Origin of the sequence: Eubacterium oxidoreducens (genome assembly GCF_900104415.1) — a bacterium.
Taxonomy (GTDB): Bacteria; Bacillota; Clostridia; order Lachnospirales; family Lachnospiraceae; genus Eubacterium_C; species Eubacterium_C oxidoreducens.
This window is the reverse complement of sequence record NZ_FMXR01000011.1, coordinates 129,130-141,164: the sequence shown is the minus strand read 5'-3', so window position 1 is coordinate 141,164 and position 12,035 is coordinate 129,130. Positions and strand designations below refer to the sequence as shown.

Here is a 12,035-nt window from a genome sequence, read left to right as displayed (position 1 = left end):
GTACGGTGGTTACTCCTTTCAGAGCATTTCACACAGACCTCCCTAGGTACCACACGTTTCTTCCTCTCCATCCATCTGCCTCATTTATCATGCATGATTCCGTGTAGTTATTGGGCTTCGACTTGGATTGCAGCCTTACCCTCATGCATAACCTCGTATGAGATTTCTGTTCGTCAGACCAGAGATTTGCCCGTGGGTTAGTGTGTTCCCCACATCCAGCTTCCTTCAGATTCCACCTCGCGGCGGACACCCTTGCCTTCGGCTATATCCTTCCCACTACCGGGCGGATTCGGGACTTGAACCCGTTAGAAACGTGCGCCGCTAGGCGCACAACACAAAGTGGCAGTATCAATATTGATACTACCACCATATATAAACATCTAATCTTCTTTAGCTTTTTCATATCAACCCACGCCCAATTTCAAGAGATATTTTTTTCATAACTAGGAAGCCCCTTACAAGATATATTCTACTATATTCACCTTGTAATTTCCATTATTTTATCCGTAAATCTTGTACAAAAAATCATTTTTTTACGCCATACTCCCCCTTCTCTAACACTAAGAGGCATATCTGTAAAAACCGAGTTAAACGATCGGCACAATTGCTTTATAAGTATGTTGTGATTGTGTCTTTTCAATCAAAGCCGAATCAATTCCATATATTTTATATAATAATTCTTCGTTGATTATTTCATCTGAAGTTCCGGTCATTATTTCATTTTCACTGATTACAGCCGCTACATTTGCATCACAGTAAAATGCATGCTCCGGATGATGCGACGTAAACATAATTCCAATCCCCTGATTAGACAGCTCTTTCATCTGTCGAAGCATTCGTACCTGATTGCCATAATCAAGATTTGCTGCCGGTTCATCCATCATCAGAAATTTCGGTTGCTGCGCAATTGCTCTTGCTATCAAAACCATTTGTCGCTCTCCGCCACTGATTCTTGTATAGATTCGATCTTTCAAATGCAAGATACCTAGCATTTTAAGCGCATGTTCTGCTATGGCTTCATCTTCTTTTGACGGGGTTCCAAAAGCACTAACATAGACATTACGTCCCATCAAAACCACATCTATAACGCGAAATGAAAATGGCGGTGTATGATATTGTGGTACATATGCGATCTTTTTTGCCAACTCCGTACGTGACATTTCAAATGCATTTTCCTGATCTAGTAAGATCTCGCCGCCCATCGCTGGCAACAATCCCAAGATGGTCTTATAAAGCGTCGTTTTGCCTACTCCGTTATGCCCCAATATACACCAGATTTCTCCCTCTTGCATCGTTAAGTTCACATGTTCTAGAACAACCCTGTTACTCTTTTTTGTTCCTTTATATCCGCAAGAAACATCGATAAGTTCCAACATTTAAGGATCCTGCCTTTCCAATATCTTTTGAGCTTGCGCATTTGTCAGCTTATAATCATAGAACTTTTCATAAAATGTCTGCACCTCATTTACCATGTCTAAATCCCCAAAAAGCTCTGGATGAATCGTTTTTGCAACATATTCAAGCAGCAAAATCTTTTGAAGCCCCATATCCCAGTAAAAAACTCCGGACGGTGTCAGATACACCTTTTTTTCTGATACCGCTGCAATCTTACTGTAATTGCTGTCACTATATGCTTCTTGTCTAAGCTGCTCTACACTTTCGCCATCCGAGATACCGCCATGGTCAATAAAGATATAGTCCGGATTCCATGTGGCAAGTTGCTCATAATCTATCTGTGAATGATTACCTGCCTTTAATTCACTCATAACTGCGTTTCCACCGGCCACTTCAATCAGTTCCGGTATGTCCGAATAGGAACCATATGTAGTCAGCAAATCAATTCCACAATAATAGACACTTGGCTTATCCGAGTCACTAAGGTTCTTTGTTTTCTCCTGTATATAAGACAGTTTCTCATTAAAATACGTCTCGTATTCTTCCGCTTTTTCTACAGCACCATTCCCCACAGCATGCGCATAAAACAATAACTGGCTTGGCACCTCTTCCAATGAAGTTGTCGTTGTCCCTGCAATTGCACAAATATCCATCGCCGCAAGTTGTTCTAATTCATTCGGTCTGTTAAACGAAAAAACCAAATCCGGAGAATAGGTCATAAGTTCCTCAATATTGACAGATGAATGCACATTATCCAGACAAGGAAGTGTATTAAGTCTTGAAAAGACTTTCTGTGCCCATGGAAAATTTTCTTTTTGTACATCAGAACATACCACGATTCTGTCTTCTTGTCCTAAAACAACAAGTGCCTCGTATGATGGCCCATATATTGCCGCAAGTTTTTCCGGATTAGTTGGTACAGTTACCTCATTACCATCCAAATCATAGATTGTCTTTTCCCCTTCAGCCTCGCAGCTTTCACTGCCATCTGCCGTATGTTCATAATTGTCCTTCGCTGTCATCCCCATCGGTACCGAGATTTCACTAATCTCCTTAACTGTAACCGTTTCTCCCTCCATCACGTTTAATGTTAACGTACCTTCGGAAATCTCAGCCACCTCCCAGACATGTGCTGCTTGCTCTACAGCCTCGGCCGCCTGCTCAGCTGCATCTTGCGCGCTTGCTCCGACATACAAATGTGCCGGCTGGTCCACGCAGTCCCCCGCAACTGTTACTCGCCTCATCCTGATATACGTTAATTGTATAATCCAAAAAAGAAATCATGCCGGCTTCACTAGCCGTTCCATCAAATGTAATTTTATAAGTTGTAACCTCTTCATTTTGACCGGAACATCCACCGGTTATTATAAGAGTAGCCACCATTGCAACCATACAAACAAAACTTAATATTCTTCGACTCATTTTATTTCCTCCCATTATGCATCTCCAATTAGATGTCCGCTTCTAGCCAGCATATATAAAAAGACCGGTGCTCCTATAATTGCCGTCAAAATGCCAATTGGAATCTCCTGCGCCAACACACTTCTTGCTACATCATCAACTGCAAGCAAAAATCCGCCACCTATCACCGCCGTCATAGGAAGTAATTTTCGAAAATCCGGTCCTGTCAGCATTCTAGCTATATGCGGAATCACTAGACCTACCCATCCAATCATTCCCCCGACAGCCACGGATGAACACGTTAAAAGCGTTGCACACAAAATCACGATTCCTCGTACTTTTCCTGCTTGCGCCCCTAATGTCTTGGCTTCCTCATCTGAAAAGCATAAGATGTTTAATTTCCATCGGAGTAAAAATAAAGGAACTGCGCCGATTACAAATGGTACAAGTAGCACCAAAAGATCGCTTTTTTCTACATAAGACAGCCCTCCCATCAGCCAAAAGGTCAGTGCCGGCAGGGTATCATATGGGTCTCCAACGTACTTTATAATGGAAATTCCCGCAGAGAAAAATGCCGCCACAACCATTCCTGTCAGCACCAGAATAATCGTATGACTATGTCCGCCCTGCGCAAATGACCGGCTGATAAAAAACGCAATTCCCACTGCCAACAAGCCACCAGCAAATGCCAGTGCTTCAATCCCAATTACCGGAAGATCAAACATAATTCCGATTGCCGCTCCAAGACTTGCTCCGGAAGAAGCTCCTAAGATATCCGGTGCCACAATCGGGTTTCTTAAAATCCCCTGATATCCTGCTCCGGATAAAGAAAGCGCTGCTCCGATGATCACAGCTGCAATTGCCCTTGGAAGTCGTACTCCGTAAAACACAGATTGCGTCATCTCATCTACTGTAACTTCTTTTCCCGTAATCCCATGAAACAACAGCTCCATTACTTCTCCCGGCTTTATTGCATATCGACCGACTGCCAATGAAACCAAAAATACTGTAATCAGTATGACAATGATGACAATTATTTTGAATGTATAGTTTCTCATTTACTTAACCTTAACTTTTATTTTTTTACTCCATGCTCCATATACCCGATTGCCTAAGGCATCCTTTTTATAAGCACGAACCTTAATATATACCGTCTTATTCGACTTTAGATTCTTGATGGTTTTCGTTACTTTACTTGTCGTAACCGTCTTTGATTTTTTCATATTCTTTTTATAAGAATAGCGTATCTGGTATCCACTAACACCGGCTATTTTCTTAAGTGTCAGCTTCACCTTTTTCTTTTTTGCTTTATAGCTTTTAATCACTGCTTTTGCAGGTGTTACCTGAATCTTAAAATCGCAGGTATTACTTGCCGTATCACTTGTTACAACCGAGGCCGATGTCTGTTTTGCCGACTCCGCAAATACGCAAAGTGTATAAGTTCCAACCTCTGTATTAGAAGGAATTGTAAATGTGTAAGTTCCCTTAGCTGCTGTGCTCTTGCCTGCAAATCCATAAGCGACCAAATCTTTGTCCTTATCAAACAGCATTGCCGAAATATGGTTATAGGACGTAACGCTTCCCAGATTCGTTACCTTTACGCTTATCTGATTGCCGGCTACTACGCTTGATGAAGTCGTCTGCGCTTTAAAATCTCTATTTCCATCTTTTAGCGTTAATTTCCAGGTATTATATACCACCAAATTGGAAGCAACCGTTCCAAATGTTGATTTCGCATATTGTCCTGCCACCGAATATAACACCTTCGATGTATCAAGTGTAACCATTGGCCTTACGCCTACCGTTGGATCTGCAATTGAGGTTCCCCCCGTAAAGACACTTCCAAACTGGCAGACAAAGATTGCATATCCATCCGTGGAGTGCTGATCTTGAACCCAATACGGTGCGGATGCCGTACGCGTTCCATCTGGAGCATATTCCTCGCTAAATCCATATGCGCGATTCACAAGTTGCGCCATAGTCGGGATAGTTACTTCCTTCGTTATAAGACTCTTCTCCAATGATGTAAATTGATTCGTATTTGCTAAATAAGAAGAACCGTTTAAATATTGCTTTAAAGAAGAATCTGTCCAGACATTCGTTGAAGAATCAAATGTCTGATATAAAGCCTCTCCATCTTCCTTTAACACATCTGCCAAAATCAAAAGACTCTCCTCATCATTGTCAAGAAGGCTCCATAATTGCCCTTGCCCAAAATAAATATAATTTCCTTTCCAAAAATGCGAAGAATACTCTGAAGCATCAGATTCGGACGGCCCTTTTGTTGGATTATTCGCTCCTGATATAGCTAAATTTACGTTTTGTCTATCTGCCGCATAACAAGAACCGGCGTGCCCAATTGAAATTATGAGCGCGCCAGTTAATGCAATTGATAACATTGCTTTTTTCATCATTATTTATTCTTTACCTTAATCTTTAATGTTACGGTCTTGGTTGCTTTTTTGTACTTTGAAGAAGAAGCTGCAGTAATCTTAACTTTCACTTTATAAGTACCAGCTTTGATTCCCTTCTTGACGGTTACCTTGCCTTTGCTTGATACCGTAATTTTCTTATTCCCGCTCTTCTTTACGACTTTTACACTAGTCTTTGAAGCGGCACCAATCTTAAAGGTATACTTCTTCGTTGTTTTCTTATTCTTCAACTTCGCCTTAATGGTTTTAGATGTTGTCTTAACGGTAATGTAGTTTGCTTTCTTAGTTTCTGTAGTAATTGTAGATTCTGTAGACTTCTTAGCTGTCCAAATTTCAAAACTTGTCTCCTCATAAACCGCATTTGTGATTTTTACGGTATAAGACTTTGCTGCTGTTAACGGATAACTTGCCAGACGAAGCTTGTATCCGTCGCCATCCTGAAACAGATAAGCATACTGCGTTGTTGTCTCGTCACTTTCCGTTGTCGTATAAGCATCTTCTACACTTGAGCTCTTACAAACCAGCGTATAGGTAATATCACCTACCGTTATCTCGTCAACGTTGGCTACCCATACAGGCATTGCATCATCTGAGGATGCTGTAAGTGCATATTCGTAATAACCGGTTCCGTCAGCCTTGTCATTTACTGCTGTTGCATATGACGAAGCAAGAGAAATCGTCTCAGATGAAGGAACGGTCGGTGTTACATACTCCGATGACTGAATAAAATTATCATTGTACATATACATAACCAGTTGATCCGTTTCCTTTGTTGAGTTAATCGTGAAAGTTCCATCACCATTATCTGTTGCACTAAATCTGCTTCCGTCAATAAAGTTATTGTTAAGCGTGCTCACTATATTAGCTGCCAATGTAGCTGCATTCATATTATAGTACACATGAGCATGCGAAGATAAACTATATGCAGCTGATCCAAGTGCACTTATTCCGGTAGATGCTGTAACCGGAATATACTCACCATCTTGATAGTTATATACAACAAAATGATACATGGATCTGACATTTGCCACATGTGCAACATTCATAGTAAGTGCATTCGTCTTTTCTCCAGATGTCATTTCAAGCTCAACGCCATTTGGAATAAATGTCTTAATGGAAGTTGTAATTCCACTGGTACTGCCAACTGTAACTCCGGAAAGTGTTCCGTTTGCTACCATTAATCCGTTATAAATAGCCGTAAATGCTTCTGTTTCATAAGTTCCATCACTGTCTGAGTCTGTCATAACATTTCCAATATCAATGGTTAATGTATTCTCATTCGCACTATACTCACAAGAACGATGATATGTACTACTTGCAATACTTCTTCCGGAAATCGAGATTGTATAAGTCGGGTTCTCTCCAAAAATAGAATTATTTAATGCATCTGCATCTGTAATCGTCACCGTATCATCAAAGGTTAGATTAAGAACTACATGTTGATCATAATCTGAAATAGACTGAATTTCTTCATCATGATGCGTACTAATCGAATACGATGTTGGTGCTGCTGTTGTCGCTTCGTTTGCATACGTTGCAATCTCTCCTACTCCTCCCATCGAAATTGCCGTTACTGCAGCAAGCACAACTTTAAAGCAGGTACTCATTTTTTGTTTCAATTGTAACTGTTTCATTGTTTTACCCCTCTCCTTTTGTCTATTTTTATTAAGTTTTGTAGCTGCTGTAAAATCGATTATAAGACTCCGCAGCTCTTTATGTCAACACACAAAAATATACAAAACAACTATATACCAGCTATACGCATTGACTTTCAAAACATCTTTGCGCTAGTATATTGAAGAATACAAAATAAAAAGAGGAATATCATGAAAAAAATATTATTATTAACCTTTCTGGCAATATTTATAATTTCCACAATGCTGACCGGCTGCTCCTCAGCCAAATACAATACAGATTATTCTCCACATATCAGTGACATCACTGCTGCCGGACGAAATGAAGGTTCCGAAAGCTCTCAATTTGTTGATATCACTTTAACTTTTAATCAAACGATTTCGCTTAGTGACGATCCTCTTGCCAACATGGATCTTACCATTGGCGGTAAGAGCCCTGATTACGACAAATTAACCGTAACACAAAACGCCGATAATGCGCTGACCATAGCAGTTCCGGTTACGGCAATCACAACCGGCAATCTGGTCATTGATGAAAAAAAAGAAAACACCGGATATACCGGCATCTTAAATGAAGATGCTTCCGCCTGTGCCTATCCATTTTCCTGTGAGTTACTGATTCCTAGCGGAATCTCTCTAACCACAGACGAATCCTACAGTGGTGGTGGAACTAAGGTTCAAGTGGAAGGCACCTGGGATATTCGTTCCATCACATGGCTAGAGCTTCTAAGCGACGGCTCCCCTGTCACAAGCCAGGTAAGTGATACGTCCGAGTTGTATCAAGACACCGCCATCGCCGTTCATGGACATGACTTTTTGCTTTGCGATGAAACCATGATCGCTGAAACAATTGCCGAGACTTTAACCAAGCATTTTGGCAGCAGTTATGCTTTCTACGCAAACGGCTCAAGTGTTACGTGTGAAAAGCTGGATAATACAGATACTGCACAATTAGAACTTAAGATTTATACCTATAAGACGATTAAAGAAAAATAAGAGGATTCTATCATGAAAAAGTTTTTTATATCACGTAAAATATGCGCCGGATTACTCTGTATGCTTTTGATTCTAGGCACTGCAAGGCCTGCTTTTGCTTATTTCGACCGCGGCAATGTCACCGTGACTCTTGGAAAAAATGAAGCAACTGTAACTGCCGGTGATACGCTCAATGTATCCGTATCCTTAACTCCGGTATCCGCGCGTGAAACAGAAGGCTGTGGCATGGCTGATTGTCCGCAAAATTGCGGTGATGGATGCCTCGACGAGAATGGAAACTGCACTTGTAATGGTACCGAATATACAACTTATTACACAGATGTTACCGTCTCCTCCTCTAATACCTCTGTTGCAAATGCCTCTTACAATAATGGCAATCTTGTCATCAAAGGTATCGGTGCAGGAAGTGCCACGATTACGGTAACCGGCTCTTTGCGTCAATATACGGACGGAAGTGATACCATCAAAGTCACTGTTTCCAAAGCATCTTCTGCTAGTAGTTCATCTGATAGTAGCAAAAAGAAGAACGATTCCGATTCTTCTTCAAGTAACAAGAAAAAAGTAAAAGTCGGTGATTCTTCTGATAATGAAGATTTTGCCAGCTCATCCGAAGAAGCGGATGAGGAAGACTCTACTGAGCAATCTGAGAAAAAAGATTCCAACATCACAGTAATTGACAGCGATAAAGGAACCGTCTACCAAACTGCTATCACCGGCAAGAAGCAGGGTAAGAAAATCATCAAAAAGATCTATGGCAAAAAAGCCTATGGTCTCTTTCAGTACACAGACGACCAAGATCAGCTTCTTTACTCTTATGAATTTTATGGAAAGGATCTGACTGCCAAAAACAGTATTAATATGGCTATCACCGTATCCAATTCCGTATCCTCCGATTATGGCCTTGATGCTTCCGCAATTTCCTTTGACATCTCAAAAGAAGATGCCTTTCCCGGAAAGGCAGAAGTATCTCTTCGTGTTACAGATTATTATGCAGATGAATCTCTCGTAGATCTCTATCGAATAGATGATACGCAGACGCCGGTTTTACTTGCTGAAAATTTAAGTGTTCAGTCCGGATATGTCACCGCAACGCTTATAGAGGGCGGCACTTATCTGCTTAGCCCCGTTACACAGCAAGCCGCTGCTACAACCGAAGATGACTCTGCTTTTTCATCAACAGCTTCAACAGATACGTCTTCTACTGCTCAACATTCTTATGCACCTTTGATTATTGCAATCATTATCATCGCCTTGCTTGTATTAGGCATCTTGGTAAAGAAAGGGATTATAACGGTGAAGCGTAATGATTGATATTGAACACATCTCCAAACACTTTGACTCACATTGTGTCCTAAAGGACATCTCGATATCAATTCCTTCCGGCTGTATCTATGGTCTGATTGGATATAATGGCGCCGGCAAGACGACGCTGCTTAAAATCATCGCCGGCATCTACCGCAGCGATGAAGGACATGTCCTGGTAAACGGAGAAAAAATCTATGAAAATGAACTTGCAAAACGACAGTTGTTTCTTATGACAGAAGAACTGTACTTTTTTAAGCAGGCAAGTCTTCTTGATGCGCAAAAGTTCTATCGGGGCTACTATCCCAACTGGAACAGCGATATCTTCCAAAAGTTGGTTTCATTATTTGAACTCGACCCCAAAGAACGCATTTTGGAATTTTCCAAAGGTATGCAGCGCCAGGCTGCTCTCGCTCTTGCATTTGCCTCCATGCCAAAATATCTGCTTTTGGATGAAGCCTTTGACGGACTCGACCTTGGGATTCGAAAAACAATGCGCAAGCTCTTATTTACCTATGTAAAACAGACAGATGCAACCGTAATTCTAACCTCGCACAACTTGAGCGAACTAGAAGAATGCGCCGATCGATTTGGTATGTTAAACGCCTCAAGCCTAATCTGTGATATGGATGTGGATGAAATTACCAAAAACGGCTCTTCTCTTGAAGAATACTTCTTAGACGAAAGGAAACAACCAAACTATGAAGTCGACCATATTTTCTCATGATTTTAAATATGTATTAAGAGCCCACTTAGCGTTTATCCTGGTGGGTCTTTGTTTATTTTTTATCCTGATACCATTTACCACAGCAGGAATTCCGGATGATTCCATATTCAATATTAATACTACGCATAACCAGCTTCTCTTTCGCTTTATCGGTGATGACTTTGTTACAGTAGTTTATGCGGCTTACATGGTATTCGCATTTTTACTGGCGCTTTTTTCTTTTTCTTTCCTCGTGGATTTAAAACAGGTTACGTTATACTTTTCGATCGGCCTTACTCGTGGCAAGCTTTTTGCATCACGCTATCTGACGGGTCTCATTGGACTGTTTGTCACCATATTCTTTCCGATGACGCTCTCTTATGTGCTGAATCGAAAGGCGCTTGGTACATGCGACGGCATGGGAAGCAGCTATCTGTATCTTACCTTTGGCCTGTTACTGTTCGGGCTCATCATCTACACGCTGACTGCGTTGTGTGTTACCTTATCCGGAACGCTTTCAGAAACGCTCATCTACTGTCTTTTGTTTTTCTTTGGTATGAGCATTCTTTTATATGTCTGTAACAGACTGTTTGTAAAACTTGTATGGGGCAATGCCTACATGGCCGTTACCTATCTCGGTAATAATGTTCTTGACAGTTTTTTGAATCTGACTATGCGCTATAACCCCGTTTTGTTCTTTTATCCGAATCTAAAAGAACATTACTTTTATTACCGCGACCTTGATTCCACTGCAATTTCATTTGCTGGAAGTTCCGCATTGCTCTTATGGACCGTTCTTTTAGTGATTTTATTCTTGCTATGCATTTGGTCTTTGAAAAAAAGAGCTGCAGAACAAGCCGGTACAATCGGTCGAAAGAAACCACTTATCTATCTATGTATCTTCATCAGTGAATTTGCTGTATTTGCCATCGGTACGCTTACTTTTTGGGATGGCAACCGTGTTATGGCCATTGTCATTGCAATCTTTTTTGCAGTGATTATCAATTGTTTATGGCATAAAGCGCTATTTAAACGTGCCTTGCCAACGGGAAAAACTATGACGATTTCATGCGTGCTTACGCTCGTGATTCCCATACTTGCAACTTGCGCAATCACTACAATTGCCAATGTTTCTTATTCTACACTTCCGGATGCCGCACAGATTCAACAGGTATCAGTCACCTATGTCGGTAACCCTTCCTATCTTGCAACTACTGCAAATGGAAGCAGTAACGACTCTTCCTTTTACTTAGACAGTTTATATAGCTATGACGATGCCGACGAAATTGAAACAATACTTTCCCTTCACCGGGAAATGATATCACTTGGAAAGGCGGAGCTTGCAGCAGACGACTCAGACTTTACCGGAACCGTTGTACCCTATGATATTCAACTTACCTATACCTTAAATAACGGCGAAACAAAAACCTGGTACTACGACCGGGCAAGCCTCACAATCTTAGAAGACTTTTTAGCACTCGATGATACGACAACGGTAAGCGAGCAGATTGCAAGCGTACTAGATAATTCTTTGGAAGAATCCACTCCTGCTTCCACTGCTTACTTAGAGGGTGATATCTATCTATCAGATATCTGGTATACCGATCCTTGTTATCTGGATATTACCGATGATGCAAGACAGCAGTTACTTAGTGCCTTAAAGACAGACATCCTTGCAGTGTCTTCCAATGATCGCTATTTTCCCGAAGAAGATGCTCTTGGCGTATTGTTTTTTACGACCTCAGGCGAAACAGATCTTGAAACTTTCGCCTTTCATCTTGGGAATGCACCGATCTTCCTTACTTCAGATTACACCAATACCCTTGCCTTCCTAGAGGAGAATCAGCTCACGGATCTTATGACGTTCGACGGAGAAATCGAAAGCATCACCTTGCAGGAATACAACCCATATGGAAGTGTTGTAAACAGCCGAACCGAACCTTTGTCTAATCTGTTTTTCTCTTACAAGAGTGATGATGTTGACAGCTTTGTCGTGAAAGAAGATTTTGGATCTAAGCAAGCCATCACTGATCCAGACCGCATAAAAGAATTAACCGGACAATTGCGAAGTATCTACAACATGACTCGAAGTGGTTATCTCGCCGCAGTAAAAATCAGCGGCAGCGACGATTACATATACAAATATCTTCCTATGCATTAACCGGAATT

10 protein-coding genes are annotated in these 12,035 nt (G+C 41.1%); 4 read left to right on the top strand and 6 right to left on the bottom strand.

Going from position 1 to position 12,035, the window contains the following annotated elements:
- Window positions 1-587: 587 nt before the first annotated feature.
- Genes BLS20_RS08335 through BLS20_RS08315 form a run of 6 tightly spaced genes read right to left on the bottom strand, consistent with a single transcriptional unit; the run spans window position 588 to window position 6,862 of the window.
- On the bottom strand, window positions 588-1,376 hold the full coding sequence (locus BLS20_RS08335; RefSeq protein WP_090173908.1) for an ABC transporter ATP-binding protein: 789 nt from the start codon (window positions 1,374-1,376) through the stop codon (window positions 588-590).
- Window positions 1,377-2,609, bottom strand: coding sequence for an ABC transporter substrate-binding protein (locus tag BLS20_RS08330; protein ID WP_176762347.1), 1,233 nt, complete (start codon window positions 2,607-2,609; stop codon window positions 1,377-1,379).
- Window positions 2,557-2,817, bottom strand: coding sequence for a hypothetical protein (locus BLS20_RS13515; protein WP_143010243.1), 261 nt, complete (start codon window positions 2,815-2,817; stop codon window positions 2,557-2,559). Before BLS20_RS13515 ends, BLS20_RS08330 begins: the two co-directional genes overlap by 53 nt.
- A 14-nt stretch (window positions 2,818-2,831) precedes the next feature.
- Window positions 2,832-3,854 (bottom strand): FecCD family ABC transporter permease, encoded by a 1,023-nt coding sequence (locus BLS20_RS08325; RefSeq protein WP_090173906.1) that lies wholly within the window; start codon window positions 3,852-3,854, stop codon window positions 2,832-2,834.
- On the bottom strand, window positions 3,855-5,210 hold the full coding sequence (locus BLS20_RS08320; RefSeq protein ID WP_090173905.1) for a hypothetical protein: 1,356 nt from the start codon (window positions 5,208-5,210) through the stop codon (window positions 3,855-3,857). It lies immediately after the preceding gene.
- The gene (locus BLS20_RS08315; RefSeq protein ID WP_090173904.1) at window positions 5,210-6,862 is read right to left on the bottom strand and encodes a hypothetical protein; all 1,653 of its coding nucleotides are present in this window, start codon (window positions 6,860-6,862) and stop codon (window positions 5,210-5,212) included. The genes BLS20_RS08320 and BLS20_RS08315 overlap by 1 nt, the downstream gene beginning before the upstream one ends.
- Window positions 6,863-7,054: 192 nt before the next feature.
- Between BLS20_RS08315 and BLS20_RS08310 the strand changes: the two genes are divergently transcribed.
- The 4 genes from BLS20_RS08310 to BLS20_RS08295 are packed head-to-tail and all read left to right on the top strand — an operon-like array spanning window position 7,055 to window position 12,027.
- Window positions 7,055-7,858 (top strand): hypothetical protein, encoded by an 804-nt coding sequence (locus BLS20_RS08310; protein ID WP_090173903.1) that lies wholly within the window; start codon window positions 7,055-7,057, stop codon window positions 7,856-7,858.
- Window positions 7,859-7,870: 12 nt separating this feature from the next.
- A complete protein-coding gene (locus tag BLS20_RS08305) occupies window positions 7,871-9,169 on the top strand; it encodes a hypothetical protein (protein ID WP_090173902.1) in 1,299 nt (432 codons plus the stop codon).
- Window positions 9,162-9,887 (top strand): ABC transporter ATP-binding protein, encoded by a 726-nt coding sequence (locus BLS20_RS08300; RefSeq protein WP_090173901.1) that lies wholly within the window; start codon window positions 9,162-9,164, stop codon window positions 9,885-9,887. The genes BLS20_RS08305 and BLS20_RS08300 overlap by 8 nt, the downstream gene beginning before the upstream one ends.
- Complete coding sequence (locus BLS20_RS08295) at window positions 9,862-12,027, top strand: hypothetical protein (RefSeq protein ID WP_090173900.1); 2,166 nt, start codon at window positions 9,862-9,864, stop codon at window positions 12,025-12,027. The genes BLS20_RS08300 and BLS20_RS08295 overlap by 26 nt, the downstream gene beginning before the upstream one ends.
- Window positions 12,028-12,035 lie beyond the last annotated feature (8 nt).